Source organism: Flavobacterium collinsii (genome assembly GCF_902804485.1).
GTDB lineage: Bacteria > Bacteroidota > Bacteroidia > Flavobacteriales > Flavobacteriaceae > Flavobacterium > Flavobacterium collinsii.
The window spans coordinates 1-16,496 of sequence record NZ_CADCST010000071.1; the positions used below are offsets into that span (position 1 = coordinate 1).

General features: G+C 33.3%; 20 protein-coding genes and 1 pseudogene. 12 read left to right on the top strand and 9 right to left on the bottom strand.

Going from position 1 to position 16,496, the window contains the following annotated elements:
* The 3 genes from FLA105534_RS06830 to FLA105534_RS06840 all read right to left on the bottom strand — a co-directional run.
* Positions 1–441 (bottom strand): cysteine peptidase family C39 domain-containing protein (locus FLA105534_RS06830; protein WP_246253186.1); only part of this gene is annotated, 441 nt, incomplete at its 3' end.
* Between the two features lie 875 nt (positions 442–1,316).
* Positions 1,317–1,514, bottom strand: coding sequence for a hypothetical protein (locus FLA105534_RS06835; RefSeq protein WP_173965286.1), 198 nt, complete (start codon positions 1,512–1,514; stop codon positions 1,317–1,319).
* An 85-nt stretch (positions 1,515–1,599) separates the two neighbouring features.
* A complete protein-coding gene (locus FLA105534_RS06840) occupies positions 1,600–3,162 on the bottom strand; it encodes a vitamin K epoxide reductase family protein (protein WP_173965287.1) in 1,563 nt (520 codons plus the stop codon).
* A gap of 260 nt (positions 3,163–3,422) precedes the next feature.
* Between FLA105534_RS06840 and FLA105534_RS06845 the strand changes: the two genes are divergently transcribed.
* Genes FLA105534_RS06845 through FLA105534_RS06865 form a run of 5 tightly spaced genes read left to right on the top strand, consistent with a single transcriptional unit; the run spans position 3,423 to position 4,197 of the window.
* Complete coding sequence (locus tag FLA105534_RS06845) at positions 3,423–3,560, top strand: rSAM-modified peptide (protein ID WP_173965288.1); 138 nt, start codon at positions 3,423–3,425, stop codon at positions 3,558–3,560.
* A gap of 18 nt (positions 3,561–3,578) precedes the next feature.
* Positions 3,579–3,719, top strand: a complete 141-nt coding sequence (locus FLA105534_RS06850) for an rSAM-modified peptide (protein ID WP_173965289.1) — start codon at positions 3,579–3,581, stop codon at positions 3,717–3,719.
* Between the two features lie 20 nt (positions 3,720–3,739).
* Entirely contained in the window at positions 3,740–3,901 is a 162-nt protein-coding gene (locus FLA105534_RS06855; RefSeq protein WP_173965290.1) for an rSAM-modified peptide, read from the top strand.
* A 20-nt stretch (positions 3,902–3,921) separates the two neighbouring features.
* Positions 3,922–4,059, top strand: coding sequence for an rSAM-modified peptide (locus FLA105534_RS06860; protein WP_173965291.1), 138 nt, complete (start codon positions 3,922–3,924; stop codon positions 4,057–4,059).
* Between the two features lie 3 nt (positions 4,060–4,062).
* Positions 4,063–4,197, top strand: a complete 135-nt coding sequence (locus FLA105534_RS06865) for an rSAM-modified peptide (RefSeq protein WP_173965292.1) — start codon at positions 4,063–4,065, stop codon at positions 4,195–4,197.
* A 12-nt stretch (positions 4,198–4,209) separates the two neighbouring features.
* Here the strand turns inward: FLA105534_RS06865 and FLA105534_RS24010 are convergent, their stop codons facing one another.
* Both FLA105534_RS24010 and FLA105534_RS24015 read right to left on the bottom strand, forming a co-directional pair.
* Positions 4,210–4,467, bottom strand: a complete 258-nt coding sequence (locus FLA105534_RS24010; RefSeq protein ID WP_369769999.1) for a helix-turn-helix domain-containing protein — start codon at positions 4,465–4,467, stop codon at positions 4,210–4,212.
* A gap of 573 nt (positions 4,468–5,040) precedes the next feature.
* Positions 5,041–5,955 (bottom strand): annotated as a pseudogene (locus FLA105534_RS24015) (tetratricopeptide repeat protein); the annotation flags it as partial.
* A 165-nt stretch (positions 5,956–6,120) separates the two neighbouring features.
* Between FLA105534_RS24015 and FLA105534_RS06875 the strand changes: the two are divergent.
* The 7 genes from FLA105534_RS06875 to FLA105534_RS06905 all read left to right on the top strand — a co-directional run bounded on the left by FLA105534_RS06875 (position 6,121) and on the right by FLA105534_RS06905 (position 11,967).
* Positions 6,121–7,299, top strand: a complete 1,179-nt coding sequence (locus tag FLA105534_RS06875; protein WP_173965294.1) for an acyl-CoA dehydrogenase family protein — start codon at positions 6,121–6,123, stop codon at positions 7,297–7,299.
* Positions 7,300–7,386: 87 nt separating this feature from the next.
* Positions 7,387–8,169 carry a DUF3050 domain-containing protein gene (locus FLA105534_RS06880; protein ID WP_173965295.1) on the top strand — a complete coding sequence of 261 codons (783 nt, stop codon included), beginning with the start codon at positions 7,387–7,389 and terminating at the stop codon, positions 8,167–8,169.
* Positions 8,170–8,236: 67 nt separating this feature from the next.
* On the top strand, positions 8,237–8,965 hold the full coding sequence (locus FLA105534_RS06885; protein ID WP_173965296.1) for an SGNH/GDSL hydrolase family protein: 729 nt from the start codon (positions 8,237–8,239) through the stop codon (positions 8,963–8,965).
* A gap of 206 nt (positions 8,966–9,171) precedes the next feature.
* Positions 9,172–9,999, top strand: coding sequence for an AraC family transcriptional regulator (locus FLA105534_RS06890; protein ID WP_173965297.1), 828 nt, complete (start codon positions 9,172–9,174; stop codon positions 9,997–9,999).
* A 69-nt stretch (positions 10,000–10,068) separates the two neighbouring features.
* On the top strand, positions 10,069–11,028 hold the full coding sequence (locus FLA105534_RS06895) for a nitrilase family protein (RefSeq protein ID WP_173965298.1): 960 nt from the start codon (positions 10,069–10,071) through the stop codon (positions 11,026–11,028).
* A gap of 80 nt (positions 11,029–11,108) precedes the next feature.
* Positions 11,109–11,615 (top strand): GNAT family N-acetyltransferase, encoded by a 507-nt coding sequence (locus FLA105534_RS06900; protein ID WP_173965299.1) that lies wholly within the window; start codon positions 11,109–11,111, stop codon positions 11,613–11,615.
* A gap of 37 nt (positions 11,616–11,652) precedes the next feature.
* Positions 11,653–11,967 (top strand): hypothetical protein, encoded by a 315-nt coding sequence (locus FLA105534_RS06905; RefSeq protein WP_173965300.1) that lies wholly within the window; start codon positions 11,653–11,655, stop codon positions 11,965–11,967.
* A gap of 87 nt (positions 11,968–12,054) precedes the next feature.
* Here the strand turns inward: FLA105534_RS06905 and FLA105534_RS06910 are convergent, their stop codons facing one another.
* From FLA105534_RS06910 to FLA105534_RS06925, 4 genes are read right to left on the bottom strand one after another with little or no spacing between them, the layout of a single operon-like run.
* Positions 12,055–13,074: a hypothetical protein gene (locus FLA105534_RS06910; protein ID WP_173965301.1), complete on the bottom strand. Its 1,020-nt coding sequence runs from the start codon at positions 13,072–13,074 to the stop codon at positions 12,055–12,057.
* Positions 13,052–14,680 carry an NAD(P)/FAD-dependent oxidoreductase gene (locus FLA105534_RS06915; protein WP_173965302.1) on the bottom strand — a complete coding sequence of 543 codons (1,629 nt, stop codon included), beginning with the start codon at positions 14,678–14,680 and terminating at the stop codon, positions 13,052–13,054. The genes FLA105534_RS06910 and FLA105534_RS06915 overlap by 23 nt, the downstream gene beginning before the upstream one ends.
* The gene (locus tag FLA105534_RS06920) at positions 14,655–16,175 is read right to left on the bottom strand and encodes a polyamine aminopropyltransferase (protein WP_173965303.1); all 1,521 of its coding nucleotides are present in this window, start codon (positions 16,173–16,175) and stop codon (positions 14,655–14,657) included. The genes FLA105534_RS06915 and FLA105534_RS06920 overlap by 26 nt, the downstream gene beginning before the upstream one ends.
* Positions 16,168–16,383, bottom strand: coding sequence for a DUF350 domain-containing protein (locus FLA105534_RS06925; RefSeq protein WP_173965304.1), 216 nt, complete (start codon positions 16,381–16,383; stop codon positions 16,168–16,170). Before FLA105534_RS06925 ends, FLA105534_RS06920 begins: the two co-directional genes overlap by 8 nt.
* Between the last annotated feature and the right edge of the window lie 113 nt (positions 16,384–16,496).

The following is a 16,496-nucleotide window of genomic DNA, read 5'->3' on the forward strand; positions in this document are numbered from 1 at the left end:
CGACTGAAAAAATTTAGGAGTCGCTTCAATCAATAATGCTATTCCTTCCTGAGTAGATTCATTTGCATTGTTTCCGATCCAAAATTTAATAAAATCCTCATTATTGTATTCTATCAAGCCAAAAGCAGGATCGGAAATATAGTAAGTCTTTTTTTTAATTTTATAGAGTACTACATAGTGATTTTTGTTCCAGTGCAGAACACAAGGCAATGGAGCCTCTTCTAGTCTTTCCAGATTTAATTTTACACCTAAAGTTCTAAAACCAATTTTCTCTGCCGCATCACTCAAAAAAAGCAAGTTACTTCCTTCACGAGTTGTTTCGCTGATGTCTCTCAACTCCTGGATGTTGATCGTTTTACCGTAATGTTTCGCTATTATTTTTAAACATGTTGGGCCACAATCTTTATAATCGGCCTGCTTATAATTGGTGAATTTTTTCAATTTAATTTAGAGTTAATCATTTTATGCACAAATAACCTTGTCATTCTTCCTCTTACAAAAATATAATATTTATACACCAAAAATTCGTAATTAATTGTTTTTCCTTTTGATTTATAGTTAAAAAAACTCAATCCGCTTTAAAAGATGAGATTAGTAAAATCATTCGTACCAGATCTAAAACTACTCCTCCCAATCTATCTTCTCAATTTACAAATAGGAGTGTAACAACATTTGCTCCGGTTGCATCATAAAAAAATGATCTGTTTTTGTTACTTTCTCCTTCACTTTTTTTTTCGAACAACCATCCTTTATCAATATTAAACCAATTAAATCATTAAAAGCTTTTCTTTTCCATTTTTTTCAATCTACGTCAATAACTATCAATTCTAAATTTCAGTTAATCAGATCTCTATTTTTTACTCCCTCCGTTGGTTATAGGAATACATTTAAAATACTGAAACAGAAAATAAACTTAACATACTATGGTCAACCAAAAAAAAACAGAGAAGAAATTAATCTTCTCTGTTAGAGTATTTAAAAACATATTTATTAGAAATACAATTTCTTTAGGACATGGCACTGGTTAACCCTAACCAATTAAAATCAACTCAGTGACCAATTTCCTAAGAATCCCTACACCAATCATCAATGTGGGGAAATTTGCTCAATGTTCCACGATCGAGCGCCTACAAATTAAAAAAAACATGACTAAATTCTAAAAAAGGCTATTTCGTACTTCTATTAAAACGCTAAAAATTAATATCAAAAGTGACTTACGTCATTTTTTATTCTTCTTTACTACAATTTCAGGCATTCTATAAACCGGAGTTTGTTTCTATCTCCTTATTACCAAACGCTCTTCAACGAAGTAAGAACTACAAACAATCCGGAAGTACTGCCGGTATTGTACCATTTGAACAAAACGAATCACACGCTACAAGAGTTGTCGAGCCTTTACCCGGGCAAACACAACATTTCTTTGGCGAATTAATCGGTTGGCCTCCCACCATACCTTTTTGCTCGTAAGCACTTAGCTTTTGAGCACCTTCTAAGTTTAAAATAATTTTTAACATAACTAAAGGTTTTTATTTTTGAATTCGCACCTCAGTCATTTTAAGACAGCTGAAGTTTCTGTCTGTTGTCACTATTTTTTAAATATCACGCCGTTTTTTCCAAAACAATCGTTTCTTTCTCTTCAATATAATCGTTCAGAAAATATTTTAGTTCACCCAGTTCATATTCTGCCGGAAAAACTTTATCGTTCACAATCTTAACAGGTGTATAATTAAAATCATTTTTAGAACACCATTCATATTGTTTGTTTATTTCCTGGCTTATCATCATACTTACGGAATCGACATGCCATTTTTTCAACCATTTTTTAAGACTCATATTTTTAATATGCCAGTCTGAGATAGCTTCAACTGTTTTTCCCGGTGTAGATCTGTTTATTGTTAAAAGTCTTTCGACAACCGCTTTATATGGATTTTCGATATTTTCCGGGTTCACGTTGAACAATACATTCAGATATATTTTATCCGGAAACCTCAACACTAAATCAAATGCTTCCTGAAATGTTTTATGACAATGTGCACAACTAGGACTAATAATTACTGATAATCTAACGGCCGCATTTCTATTTCCAAAATTCAATCCTCTTAAGTCGTCAAGTCCATTTATGTGAGGTACTTTTTTAGACAAGAAATTCAATAAAGAATAATTTCTTTTAAACTTCTTCATCTCCTTAAGCGAGTTTTCAGTTCCCAAAACATTAGTTATAATTGTTTTCAAAACCATCCAAATAGGAACTAAAAGTACCAGTGAGAACACGAATGGAAAGATTTCAGCAAAACTAAAACTCAACGTAAACAGATCTGAAGCAAACCATATAACACTTTGTACAAAAATCAAAGAAGACACCATTAAACACATTACACACCATCTTTGAATCTCAAATTTTTGAATCCAAATCGAGGATACTATAACCGGTATGGCCAGTAAGCTTAAAAAACCAACAAAAATTGATGACTCTACTGGTTTAACCAAAATTGCAATCAAGCTGGCTCCAAAGAACATTAATGGCAGGTCTGGAAAGCTAATCCATTTACTTTCATTTCCTTCCTTGTTATTGAGAACAGAACTACAGGAAGAGTTTGAACTCAAATTGCAAAGTTTCGAGACAACACTATTCTTGAATCCTAATTTTTCCTGAACAATAAAAACACTTACAATAAACCCTAAAATTGATGTCACTAAAAAAACAACACTAAATAAACTGTAAGTATTATAAAAAAATGACAATCCAACTAGCAATAAAAGTGGCAAACCATATTTCAACCAACTGAATTCAACTTTTAAATTTTCTTTTGCAACAACATTGTTTGGTTCGATTGCAACGATAACTCCATTCCAGTCTAATAAAAACTTTTCATACGCCATTTTATGACTTCCTTTTTTCACTGTATTGATACGAACAAAATTTTTTGCCTTTTCAACCAATATTAACTCTTCTTTGAAATAAGCCAAAAAATTTGAAGGCAAATCTACTATTTGCTCTTTCGGAACTCTTATCGCAGCATTCTCTACAGACAGTAAATCCAGAGAATCTGTTATCGCAAATAAACTAGGATAATTTGGATGAGAAAGAAACAAATCTTTAAACTCATTTTTAATCTCCGAGTACTTGTTTATTTGTAGAAATTTTTGGACAAGTTTTAACATCTTTTCGAGTCTTTAAAATCATAATTACACTGCAAATATTGTTGTTTTTATTGAGAAAAAAACGCTAGTAGTACACATTTTATTAATTATACTACATACAATTTATAAATTATATCAGTCTGAATAAAACAAACAAGTCCTTTATTATCAATACATTAAACAAAAAATGCTTTGTCAAAAACCCAAAAAACCCCATTCTCGATTAAGCGTTTTCCTTTTTGTCTAGTTTTGATATATCAATAATCCTAATACAAACAATCATGACAAATCAAGCACAAAAATTCGAAGATTTTCAATTAGAAAAACTATCCAATAAAGAGCAAAAAACTATTCAGGGAGGAGATGAATCTAATGTTCTTAGTGACACAATTAGAGGGAATGGAAAAGGGTCTAATTAATAAATTAAATCTAACAAAATGGCAAATAAAAAATTAAATATCGAAGATTTTACAAATAACACTCTTTCAAAAAAAGAACAAAAAACTGTTAGAGGAGGAGGAGACGAATCTTGTACTCCTGGTGACACAATCAGAGGAAATGGTAAAGGATCTAATTAATCATTAAAAATCTCATAAAAATGGAAACTAAAAAATTAAATATCGAAGATTTCAAAAGTAATACACTTTCAAAAAAAGAACAGAAAACTGTTCATGGAGGGGATGAACCTAATATTCCCGAAGACATAATTACTGGTATTGCTGGTGATACAATTAGAGGAAATGGTAAAGGATCTAATTAACCTTTAAGAATCCGGTAAAAATGAAAAACAAAAAATTAAATTTAGACGATTTTACGAGCACTGCACTTTCAGAAAAAGAACAAAAAACTATTCAAGGAGGTGATGGCGACACAATCAGAGGAAATGGTAAAGGATCTACACAACCAATAAATATTTAAAAAATGAAAACTAAAAAAATGGAATTAGAAAATTTTGGAAACGAAAAATTATCAAAAAAAGAGCAACAAACAATTTGTGGAGGTGACGGTGACACCATCAGAGGAAATGGTAAAGGAAGTAACGCTGAGAATCCTTGATCAACTTGTTTTCTAGATATTATTCGCAAACTGAGCTGGAGACACTCCAGTTCTTTTGCGAAATGATTTAGCAAAAGACACTGCGTTTTTAAAGCCTACACTTTCTGCAATTGCCTGAGTTGAATATTTGCGGTACATATGATTCGTAATCATTTCATTAATGACGTAATTAATTTTCAACTCATTTGAGTATTCTCCAAAAGATTTACCAAATCGCTTGTTTACAACATAAGATAAATAAGTGGTATTGGTTTTTATCTTCTTAGCCACATAAGGTAAAGTAAAATCGGCATGTAAATATTCCTGTTTACTTTCTAAGGCCAACAATTTTTCTACGATTTTGTTCTCTTTTGCCTCATCAATACTTAAATTGACATTCTCTTTCTTAAGTTGTACTTCTTCAGAGTCAAGAACAGTCTCCCGTTCTGGTTCCGGTTCATTTTTCTTCTCTAAGTTAGCTTTGAATTCTTCTATTAAAGCATTCATTTTTTTATGCGCTTTATTCTTATCCCGTATGTTCTTTATCAGCAAAAAGACAATCCCTATAAACAAAACAACATAAAATACTTTCAGCGCTTTGTTTAGAAAAACATCATACTTATATTTCTCCTGAATGGTAATCATCTCGTTGGTCAGATCTCCTACTCCAAGTTTATAATTTACCTCTAAAACCTCATCATTTAATTTTGATTCCGATTTTTCATAATTATCCAGGTAAATTTTTGAATGCTTATAAGCCAGTTCAGGCTCTTTACGTATGTTGTAAATTTTTGCCTGATAGTAATTGGACTTCAAATTGTCAACCTGATTCGTTTTCGTTATATCGCCAATCGAGTCTGATTTTTTAAAAAATACCAGTGCTTTATCATACTTCTTAATATTATAATATAAGTCACCCAAGTTATAATTAGTGGTACATAAAATATCGAGCATACTGTTTTGATTGGCCAGATAAATTATATCATAATAGGTTTTCTCAGCATCTTTGTACTCTTTTAGTTCATTATAAATGTTCCCTAAACTTAATTTTGCTACAATTTTATTATCGGGGAAGTTCTGAGAATAACTAATCGTTTTTTGATAAAAATATTTGGCAGAATCAAGTAAAACCTTCTTTTTAGGATCTTTCATATAAAAGCTTTCATATGATCCTGCTAAGCTAAGATTAATGTTACTCTTATTATTTAGATATTGCTGCTTGTTATAAACACTTTGATTCTTATCAACAAATTCATTAAGACTCCTCAAATCCTTTATCGCCAAACGATAATTACCTACAGCAACATTTATAGACGCGATATTACTCTTAAATTTTACAATTTGAATAATATCATCAATTTTTATAGAAAGCTTTATGCCTTGCTGATAATTTTCGATTGCGTCGCTATAGTTCTCTCTTTTCCATTCTGATAGTCCGGCATAATTATACAAATAAGACCTAAGCTGTATTTTTTCCTGACCATCCGGTATTTTATCTAAGAATTTTAATGCTAACTGATATTTCTCTTTAGATTTTGCTGTATTTCCTTTTAACTGACTCAAATAAGACAATGCTGCATTTGCAAAAGCCAAATGCTTATTATTATTGGATCTCGCCAGCTGATTGGCGTATACGATCGCACTGTCAACATTGGCATTTGCCGTTAGTCGAATTTTGTCTTGCAAGATTAAGTACTCTTGTTCTGTAAAAACCCTTTTCTCTTGAGAAACAGCAATATTTAGAACAAAAAAGAGTATAAAAGAGATGATCAGCCTCATTCATTTTGTTTTTGGAATCTCAAAAATAGCTTATAAATTTTCAATAAACTAAAATTAATTCGTGTTTATACTATTTTTCTTCTCTAGTATTTATAAAAATATAACAATTTAACAGTATTTTGTTATATTTTTATTGCGTAGATTTGTATTATAAAACTATCAAAAATGAAACCAGACCTATTTCAAGCCCCAGATTATTATAACCTAGATGACTTATTGACAGACGAACACAAATTAGTTCGAGAATCAGCACGAGCCTGGGTCAAGAGAGAAGTTTCTCCTATTATAGAAGAATATGCTCAAAAAGCAGAATTTCCAACACAAATTATAAAAGGACTCGGAGAAATTGGCGGTTTCGGACCTTATATTCCGGTAGAATACGGAGGTGCGGGTCTGGATCAGATTTCTTATGGTTTGATTATGCAGGAAATAGAACGTGGAGACTCAGGTGTTCGATCTACTTCATCTGTACAGTCTTCGTTAGTAATGTATCCTATTTGGAAGTATGGAAACGAAGAGCAACGAATGAAATACTTACCAAAACTGGCTACAGGAGAATTCATGGGATGCTTTGGTTTAACTGAACCAGATCACGGTTCTGACCCCGGAAGTATGATCACTAATTTTAAAGATATGGGAGATCACTATCTTTTAAATGGTGCTAAAATGTGGATTTCAAACGCTCCTTTCGCAGATATAGCGGTAGTTTGGGCAAAGAATGAAGAAGGAAGGATTCACGGTCTTATCGTTGAACGCGGAATGGAAGGTTTTACAACTCCTGAAACACATAATAAATGGTCACTTCGTGCCTCTTCAACCGGAGAATTAATCTTTGACAATGTAAAGGTTCCTAAAGAGAATCTATTACCTAACAAATCTGGTCTTGGCGCACCTCTTGGATGCTTAGATTCAGCACGATACGGAATCGCCTGGGGAGCAATTGGGGCAGCAATGGATTGTTACGATACTGCTTTGCGTTATGCTAAAGAAAGAATTCAATTTGGAAAACCAATTGGAGGAACGCAATTACAACAGAAAAAATTAGCCGAAATGATTACCGAAATCACAAAAGCACAATTATTAACCTGGCGTTTAGGTGTTTTACGTAACGAAGGAAAAGCTACCACTGCGCAAATATCTATGGCCAAACGTAATAATGTCGATATGGCAATACATATTGCACGTGAAGCAAGACAAATGTTGGGCGGAATGGGTATTACGGGAGAATACTCGATTATGCGTCACATGATGAATCTTGAAAGTGTTATTACTTATGAAGGAACTCACGACATTCATCTCTTAATAACAGGTATGGATGTAACTGGAATTCCAGCATTTAAATAATAAACAACTATTAAAATATATACAAAACCAATACAAAAAGCTTCTTCTTAACGGGAAGCTTTTTATATTTGCAGAAAAAATACGAAAATGAATATTGAAACTATAAACAATAGCATTCAACCCCAAAAAGATCAACTATTACAACATTCATTATACAATAAAATCCAAAGCATTGATGATTTACATCGTTTTTTAGAAACTCATGTTTTTGCCGTTTGGGATTTCATGTCATTATTAAAAGCATTACAATCGAAACTTACCTGTACTTCTACCCCTTGGTTTGCTACAAAAAATCCGGAAACAAGATACTTAATCAACGAAATTGTTCTGGCAGAAGAAACAGATTTAAGTATTGATGGAAAAAGACAAAGTCATTATGAAATGTATCTTGAAGCAATGGAAGATTGTGGTGCCGATACAAGCGGAATCAATACCTTTTTAGCTGAAGTAAATTCATTGCATAATATTTTTGTTGCCATAAAACAAAGCTCCTTACATCCTAATACAAAAGCTTTCTTAGATTTTACTTTTAGAGTGATTGAAGAAGGGAAACCGCATCAAATTGCAGCCGCGTTTACTTTTGGAAGAGAAGATTTAATTCCAAGTATGTTTACGGCAATCCTAAAGAACTTTCAGAAAAATCTTCCTGAAATAGATTTAAGTAAGCTTTTATACTATTTTGAAAGACATATAGAATTGGATGCTGATGAGCATGGACCAATGGCCATGCAAATGATTTCTGATTTATGTGAAGATGACGCCCAAAAATGGAAAGAAGTGGAAGAAATTTCGATTCTGGCATTAGAAAAACGTATCGGACTTTGGAACGCTATTGAAGAAGAAATTCTAATGAAAACGGAGATGGTCTAAAAACCAAAACAAGTTATTTAACGTAACTATTTGTTTAAAATGAGCCGAAACTTAATTTATCTAAGTTATGAAACAATTCAAACAAATAGTTATTGTTATCCTTTCTATATTCCTCTTAAGCTGTAGTTCTGACGAAACAGCTTCAGAAATTCCTGCCGCTCCAATTACTCCACTTACCGGTTCCATAAAATATTTGGCTTTAGGAGACAGCTATACCGTTGGGCAAAGTGTCTGCGAAACCTGCGGATTTCCTGAACAGCTAAAATCAAGTTTAAAGGCAATTTATCCGCAAGCCAGCTTTTCTTTAAAAATCATTGCAACCACCGGATGGACGACGACTAATCTAATTTCGGCAATAAATACTCAAAATCCCGATCCTGTATACGATATCGTTACCCTTCTTATTGGAGTTAACAATCAGTATCAGGGAAAAAGCTTTTCGATCTATGAGAAAGAATTCCCAGAACTCGTAAACAAAGCAATTATTTTAGCAAAAGGGAATAAAAAAAGAGTAGTTGTTATCTCCATTCCTGATTATGCCTATACTCGTTTCGGTAAAGTACAAATGGAAGGAGAAGGCGAGAGAATTTCAAGCGAAATCAACCAATACAACTCCTTTGCCGAAAACTACTGTAAACTCAACAATATTGTTTTTGTTTCGATAACCGATATTTCTCGTCAAGGTCTTGACAATCCTGATTTGGTGGCCACAGATGGCTTACATCCTTCAGCCAAAGCTTATACTTTATATGCAGAGCGTATTTTACCTAAGATAAGAGTCGCTTTAGAAGATTAATTATTTTGAGCTCTTCTGCAAAAAAATAACTCGGGCGGAGTATTCACCACATAATGCATCACTATGGAAAAGAACATCTACAAAGAGTCCGGAAAACTGTAATTGAAAAAATATCCTTAATTTTATCAAAAGTTATTTTCTTACCAATCAAAAATGATCTCCTAAAATTGACTCTAATTGATTGCACTCAATCAACTGTTTAAACCATGCAGATTTCGCCATCAGAAGAATTAGCGCCTTATATTAAACATTATCTCTTTTTAGATCATAATGAAATGGCTGTACAAAAACTTCGTTTGTTTTCTGATGGTAATACCGGTATCGTATTTTCCTTAAAAGGTAAACTCAGTTCTGATTTTAATGATTCCAAGATAAAAAATCATTTACCTGATTCTTTTCTCTACGGACAGCTTAGCGGATTTAAAGACATTTATTCGAACAGTGCAATCACTTTAGTTATTGTTGTTTTTCAGCCAAACGGAATCCACCAACTGCTAGGAATTCCGGCTCATGAGTTTCTGGATTCTATTGTTTCTATTGACGACATTTTTGACAAAAACGGTTTGATTCTTCAGGAGAAATTATCTGAAAATTATACGATCCCAAAGAAAGTCAATCTTCTCAATCATTTTTTCAGTACTCACATTTCCAATAAAGGGGTTTCTCACCAATTAATCGTAGAAAGTGCGATTCATTTCATTACTGCCCACAAAGGAAGTTTTAATGTAAACCAACTGGCTAAATATACTGGCTATACGGAAAGGCATCTGGAAAGGAAGTTTCAGGAATCTATCGGATTAAATCCAAAGAAATTTGGGAACATTATAAAACTGCATCATTTTTTAAAATTATTAAAAGATAAAACTGCCGACACCAATCTCACAAGTATTTGCTACAATGCCGGATTTTCAGATCAGTCTCATCTGATCAAAGAATTCAGAAAACATACGGGAATAACCCCAAAAGAATACCTAAACAATACCGGAAAGCTAACCAATAATCTTCTCAGAACCGCTCCGCCTATTGTTCTTTAAAATGTCGGTTTTATACAATTTTCAAAATAGGACTAGGGCTACTTTTGTCTCAAATCAATAGTATGCCTTATGAAAAATCTAAAAATAGCCACCGCACAGTTTGAGAACAAAAGCGGTAACAAAAACTATAATTTAGCTGTAATTGAAAAACTTTCTCAACAGGCAGCAAGCCAGGGTTGTGATGTTATTTCGTTTCACGAGTGCTCTGTAACCGGCTATACCTTTGCGCGACATTTATCTAAAGAACAAATGTTAGACTTAGCAGAATTAATTCCGAGTGGAGAAAGCATCTTAAAATTGACTGAAATTGCCCGAAACAATAATATTGTGATTCTGGCGGGGCTTTTTGAAAAAGACGAGAACAATAACTTATTCAAAGCTTATGTGTGTGTAGACCAAAACGGTTTAGTCGCCAAATACCGAAAATTGCATCCGTTTATAAATCCGTACCTTACTCCGGGAGATCGTTACTGCATTTTTGAGATTAAAGGCTGGAAATGTGGAATCTTAATTTGTTACGACAACAATATTGTTGAGAATGTTCGTGCCACAGCTCTTTTAGGAGCAAAGATCATTTTCATGCCGCATGTTACGATGTGTACTCCTTCTACCCGACCGGGTGCTGGTTTTGTTTCTCCGCAACTGTGGGAAAACCGTGAAGCCGATCCTACTTCTCTACGACTAGAATTTGACGGAATGAAAGGCAGAGACTGGTTAATGAAATGGTTGCCTGCAAGAGCCTACGACAATGCTATTTATGCCGTATTTTCGAACCCAATCGGTATGGATGATGATCAGCTGAAAAATGGCTGTTCGATGATTATTGATCCTTTTGGAGATATTCTGGCCGAATGCCGCTCTTTTGATGACTCTTTTACAACCGCGATACTAACTTCTGAAAAATGTACTCAGGCTGGTGGCAATCGTTACATAAAAGCAAGAAGACCAGAATTGTATCGGGATATTATTGGTCAGGAGCATCAATCCGAACAAAATGTGGTATGGCTGGACGCTAATAAAAAAAGTTAAAACTGATGTTTCATGGGACTTTACGCTCCTTAAAGATTTATCTTTGAAGCATTCATTAATCTACAGCATACAACCTAAGAATGGAATTTTTTAAAACTACAAATGAAGATATCGATGCCGTTTTCGATCTTTACAATGCCGCTACATCTTATCAAAAAACAGTCAACAATAAAAGCTGGAGAGGTTTTGAAAGGACTCTTATCGAAAAAGAAATTGCCGAGAATCGTCATTTCGTCATCAAAGAAGGAGATGAAGTTGCCTGTACATTTGTGCTAACTTTTAACGATTTGATTATCTGGAAAGAAGCCAGTGCCGATCCTGCAGTTTATCTTCATCGTATTGCAACGAATCCAAAATTCAGAGGGCAATCGTATGTCAAAAAAATCATTGCCTGGACCAAAGAATACGCCAAAGAGAACAACAAAGAATATATTCGTCTTGACACCCACAGCGGAAACGAAAGGATAAACAACTATTACACCAGCTGTGGTTTCGAATACAAGGGTATCAGCTCCATCGAATGGACAAGCGAATTACCGGAGCATTATAAAGAAGGTTCTTTTAGTTTGTTTGAGATTAAGCTTTAGTTTACTTACCTTCATTCATAAAATAAAATCTCAAGAAATGGACAAGCATAGTTTTTTAATTAAAAATGTCTTTATCGGGCTTGAAAATCTTAACAATGGTTTTGATTCTGAATCAATATATTATTTCTCTGAAAATGATTTTGAAATAGTTCTCGATAGAGTAGAAAAACTTGGTGTTGAAATTTTAGGAATAGAACCTTGGAAAAATGGAGCATTTTATGATGTCATAACAAACGAGGACTTTAACTCTGATTTAAAATGGTATCGAAAAGCATTTATTAAATTTAAAGAAAGTGGAGAAAATCTCCAGTATGCTGCAAGTTATAAAATACCATCTGAATTATTAGTATAGATACAATAACTTAAATAAACTCCTTGTAAACAACATTACAAGGGGTTATCAATTTGTTTAATATTAAGCTTTAGTTTAAGTTTACTTTTACTTTTTAGATTTCCAGATAAAGCCGTCTAAAATATAGTGTGTAAATTGAGGCACACTCAGAAGCGGCACTAATAGAAACTGCCATCCTGAAAAATCGAAACGGCTCAACGTTATATTTTCATTCCAGACAAAAAACTCCCAGAGAAACTCTTCTGAAAAAGCAATTAACACTAATATGCCAATATAAATTAAAACGCCATTGTATCTCTTTAAATAAGTCAAAGCACCTATTTCTTTTCTACTCTTCCCATCAATTTCTTTAAAATACACTAAAGCCATATAAGGAATTCCGTGTGAAACCACATTTAGCAAAGTAAAAATAAGATCGTCGTTGAAATAAACAATTCCGAAATACCACGAAAGCACAGTTCCTAAAATAATGCTGTTTTTAGGGATATTAAAGAATTTAGTTTTAACCGAAACGATTATAGTGCGAATAACATAAAGAGATAGAATGGCAATATAAACCCAAAACAAAATTTCTAAGACGGTTTTATTTTCAAAACGAAAGAATTCATTTTCAACAAACCAATTGAACTTTCTTTCAGAAGAAAGAAACCAAAATAGCATTGGGTAAACTGTAGCAGCATAAATTGCCAGATTATTCATCCACACAGAAACTTTCGTTTTCTCCTCCTTACGCGCATACAATCGCATGAAACCATATTGCTGTCGAATAAAATGAAAAACAGCCACATAAGCCAGAAAAGACCAAAAAACTAAGCTCCCGAAAGAGAATAAAACTAAGCCGGTAAGAAAACAAATAACAGGCAAAAGAATCAATCTTTTCCTGTCTTTTTGAAATTCACTTTTTACAAAATAGGTTTTAAATAAGGTGGCATAAACGTGTGCGACATCAATAAAAACAATTAGAAAAAGCCAGGTATAAAAAGAATAATTATTTTCGATCGAAGTGATATAGTTCTGAAAAACAAAAATAACTGCCAACACAAAAAATGAAGGGCCAATGATAAACAATGAGTCTGTTTTTGCTTTATGAATCCAGGGTTGTTCCATCTAAAATTTTATTTACGGCATTAATTCCCTGATGAAAAGCTTCTTCAAAAATTGAAATTCCCGACAAATCGGAGTGAGCAAAATAGATTCGATTTTCGATACTCTGTGAAGCCTTCTCTTTTGCTTCTCCAAAAATAAAATCAGGCACCGGAGAAATCATTCCGTGCCCTAATAAAAAAACTTCCATTTCTTCGGTATCATTTTCAATATCCGGATGGGCAATTTTCAAATCATTAAAGACAACCTGTTTCCAATATCCTTTGTCTTTTTTATAAATTTCTTTGCGCATTTTCCTTAAATCTCCGGATGAAAAACTGTAATAATACGTAACCACTTTTTTGTCCTGAATCTGATTTAACGTCTGATGTTGTGCGTAAACATAACCTAAGCCTTTTGCTTCATAAATTACGTTATCCCACGAAAGCGGGAAACTTAAATTGTCAGTCAAATTGTTTACAACTAAAGTCGCCAAAAGCCAAGGCGTGTAATGAAACTGTTTTGTAAATTGTTTTCGGTCTTTGATGAGATATTGGTTTACAAACTGCGGTGTTGCCATAATAACTTTATCTGCTATTATTTCTATTGTTGTCTTTTTGACATCATCAAAAGCTTTAACAATAACTTTTTCTTTTTCAATTTTCACCTCGTAAACCAAATGGTTTTTCAGTGCTTTTTGCTCTGTATATTTCTTAAGATGCTGTGTCAATCTTGCATTTCCTTCCGGCCATGTCAAAACACTATCCATTTTTTCTACAGCTGCATCTTGCTTTCTTCCGGCAAAGTAATGAATTCCTGCCCAGGCCGAAACAAAGGCAATTCCTAATCCAAAATCGTCCTTACAGCAATAATCAATATAATTAAACAAAGGTTCTGATTTGAAATTGTTCTCTTCAAACCATTGCTGCATTGTAATTTTATCCAATACTCTTGTTTTTTCATTTTTAGAAGAAAGAGAAAGAGGAATATCGAATAAGTACTTCTGATCTTCTCCTTTTGCAATTCGAAAGGCATCCATTTCTTTAAAGAAACGCAAAAATTCTTTATTTTCTTCCGGAGAGTTTCCTTCCTTTGGAACAACGCCTTCCTGCCAATTATTTTTATAAAACAACCGTTCATCCGGTGCAAAAGTCAGTTGTAATTCATCAAAAACAGGAAGTCCATTTTTATCGTAATCAAGAATAATTTTTTCTTCTTCAAGAAAACCGAGAAGTTCTTTATCATTAAAATTTGGAAGCGGCAGATAATGCGCGCCCAAAGGGTATTTAGAATATTTATTCTCCCCATTAGAAGAGTTCCCTCCCAAATGATCTGCCATTTCAATCAATAAAAAATCTGAGATTCCTTTTTTATGAAACTGACGTGCAGCGCTCAAACCTGAGATTCCACCACCAATAATTAAATAAGGGATTTTTACTTGTTGCTGTGGTTTCGGAAAGTCCTTTATCCACAAACGATGTCCTAAAAGATGATTTGTTCCTGATAACCGAATCATCAGAACTGCTATTTTATCGGAGCAAAATTGTAAAAAAGGGATTAAAAGCAAAGATGCCGTAATTCCTTTTACGAAATTTCGTCTTCCTCTATTGCAATTTTCCCCATTCTTCATCAAAATAGCGTACTAAAATCTGGTTATCTAAACGATTGATTTCTACTTGACTAGAAATCATATCGTTAGTAAAATAATTAAATCTGTCAAATTGATAATTGTAGAATTTCAATCCCGGGCTTTTTCGGTTTACTTCATTAAAAGTAGTTCCAAAACCATTGATTGCGATGGTATATCCCCATTCTCCAAACGAAGGAACATATGCATGATAAGCATCAACCTGCGGAAAAACCTGCATCACAGTTTTATTAATACACCAAAATGATTTTGGAGCAAAATAGGGTGAAGTAGTCTGAATCACAACTGCCGCATCCGGTTTTAAGATGTTTTTCATAGTTTGATAGAAATTCAGAGAATATAGCTTTCCTAAACTATAATTTGAAGGGTCAGGAAAATCTATAATCGCAACGTCAAACTTTTCGGTACAGCTTTTTGCCCAGATATAGGCATCGGTATTTACAACCGTAACTTTTGGATTGTTTAATGAATTTTGATTGAATTTTGTCAGAACCTTATTGATTTTAAAAAGTTTGGTCATTCCTTCATCCAAATCGACTAAGGTCACTTTTTGGACTTCTTTGTATTTCAGTATTTCCCTAACCGCTAATCCGTCACCTCCTCCTAAAACTAGAACGTTTTTTACCTCTTTAGCTATTGACATTACTGGATGAACTAAGGCTTCATGGTAACGATATTCGTCTACAGAACTAAACTGGAGATTGTTATTTAAATACAATCTGTAATCACTTTTATTGTGTGTTAAAACAATTCGCTGATAAGGAGTTGTACTAGTGTAAATTATATTTTCTCCATATAATTTTCCTTCTGAATAAGATAAAATAACATCTGAAAAAATAAAAACCGTAAGTAAGACTAAAAATGAAAAAATAGCTTTTACCTTTAAGAAGTAAGGCTTTTTTAATTCTTTAGTAAGCAAAAAGCACAACACAATGGCTATGCTAACATTGATCATTCCAAAGAAAAGAGACGTTCCCATTATCCCTAATTTTGGAACTAAAACCAAAGGAAAAAGTATTGACGCCAACAGAGCCCCGATATAATCGAATGTAAATACATTAGAGACCAAATCTCTGAATTCGACTTTGTCTTTTAAAATATTCATCAAAAGTGGGATCTCTAATCCGACCAAAAAACCTGTTACAAAAACAAACAGATACAATATGAATTGAAAGGATTCGACACTTTCGAACAATAGAAATAAAACTACCGAACTCAAACCGCCTATCAAACCAACCAAAATCTCGATTTCGACAAATGTATTGAGCAGGTTTTTGTGAAAAAACTTTGAAAAAAAGGAGCCAATACCCATCGAAAACAGGTAAACTCCAATTATAAATGAAAATTGTTTTACGGAATCGCCTAATAAATAACTTGCTAATGTTCCTGCGACAAGCTCATAAATAAGCCCGCAGGTCGCAATAATAAATACGGCAAACAGCAAAAGAAATTCAAACCTAAGAAACTTTTTACCCATGAATTGCCGCACTAATGATCATCGAAATCCCGATGATGAATGCAGCCAGAACAATTGCAACGGCAACATTATTTTTCTCCCCAACTTCTTTCCAGGTGTTTTCAGGAGTGATTTTTTCGATAATTAAGTAAGCTGCCAATAAAATGATAATTCCTAAAAAAGAAAAAATGACTGAATTAACTACTGGTTGAACATGTATTAAATCCATAGTAAAATGTTATTTGTGATAAAAACGGTTATAAGAAGTACGGCTTCCCGTTGACTTGTAATTTTCTGTGCTTTCACAGTCGCAAATTCGATTTCCTGCCATTGCAAAATAAA

Excerpts from the sequence above, each read along its gene's own strand:
- FLA105534_RS06835 (WP_173965286.1), bottom strand. The coding sequence starts at position 1,514 with ATGTTAAAAATTATTTTAAACTTAGAAGGTGCTCAAAAGCTAAGTGCT.
- FLA105534_RS06840 (WP_173965287.1), bottom strand. The coding sequence starts at position 3,162 with ATGTTAAAACTTGTCCAAAAATTTCTACAAATAAACAAGTACTCGGAG.
- FLA105534_RS06845 (WP_173965288.1), top strand. The coding sequence starts at position 3,423 with ATGACAAATCAAGCACAAAAATTCGAAGATTTTCAATTAGAAAAACTA.
- FLA105534_RS06850 (WP_173965289.1), top strand. The coding sequence starts at position 3,579 with ATGGCAAATAAAAAATTAAATATCGAAGATTTTACAAATAACACTCTT.
- FLA105534_RS06855 (WP_173965290.1), top strand. The coding sequence starts at position 3,740 with ATGGAAACTAAAAAATTAAATATCGAAGATTTCAAAAGTAATACACTT.
- FLA105534_RS06860 (WP_173965291.1), top strand. The coding sequence starts at position 3,922 with ATGAAAAACAAAAAATTAAATTTAGACGATTTTACGAGCACTGCACTT.
- FLA105534_RS06865 (WP_173965292.1), top strand. The coding sequence starts at position 4,063 with ATGAAAACTAAAAAAATGGAATTAGAAAATTTTGGAAACGAAAAATTA.
- FLA105534_RS06875 (WP_173965294.1), top strand. The coding sequence starts at position 6,121 with ATGAAACCAGACCTATTTCAAGCCCCAGATTATTATAACCTAGATGAC.
- FLA105534_RS06880 (WP_173965295.1), top strand. The coding sequence starts at position 7,387 with ATGAATATTGAAACTATAAACAATAGCATTCAACCCCAAAAAGATCAA.
- FLA105534_RS06885 (WP_173965296.1), top strand. The coding sequence starts at position 8,237 with ATGAAACAATTCAAACAAATAGTTATTGTTATCCTTTCTATATTCCTC.
- FLA105534_RS06890 (WP_173965297.1), top strand. The coding sequence starts at position 9,172 with ATGCAGATTTCGCCATCAGAAGAATTAGCGCCTTATATTAAACATTAT.
- FLA105534_RS06895 (WP_173965298.1), top strand. The coding sequence starts at position 10,069 with ATGAAAAATCTAAAAATAGCCACCGCACAGTTTGAGAACAAAAGCGGT.
- FLA105534_RS06900 (WP_173965299.1), top strand. The coding sequence starts at position 11,109 with ATGGAATTTTTTAAAACTACAAATGAAGATATCGATGCCGTTTTCGAT.
- FLA105534_RS06905 (WP_173965300.1), top strand. The coding sequence starts at position 11,653 with ATGGACAAGCATAGTTTTTTAATTAAAAATGTCTTTATCGGGCTTGAA.
- FLA105534_RS06910 (WP_173965301.1), bottom strand. The coding sequence starts at position 13,074 with ATGGAACAACCCTGGATTCATAAAGCAAAAACAGACTCATTGTTTATC.
- FLA105534_RS06915 (WP_173965302.1), bottom strand. The coding sequence starts at position 14,680 with ATGAAGAATGGGGAAAATTGCAATAGAGGAAGACGAAATTTCGTAAAA.
- FLA105534_RS06920 (WP_173965303.1), bottom strand. The coding sequence starts at position 16,175 with ATGGGTAAAAAGTTTCTTAGGTTTGAATTTCTTTTGCTGTTTGCCGTA.
- FLA105534_RS06925 (WP_173965304.1), bottom strand. The coding sequence starts at position 16,383 with ATGGATTTAATACATGTTCAACCAGTAGTTAATTCAGTCATTTTTTCT.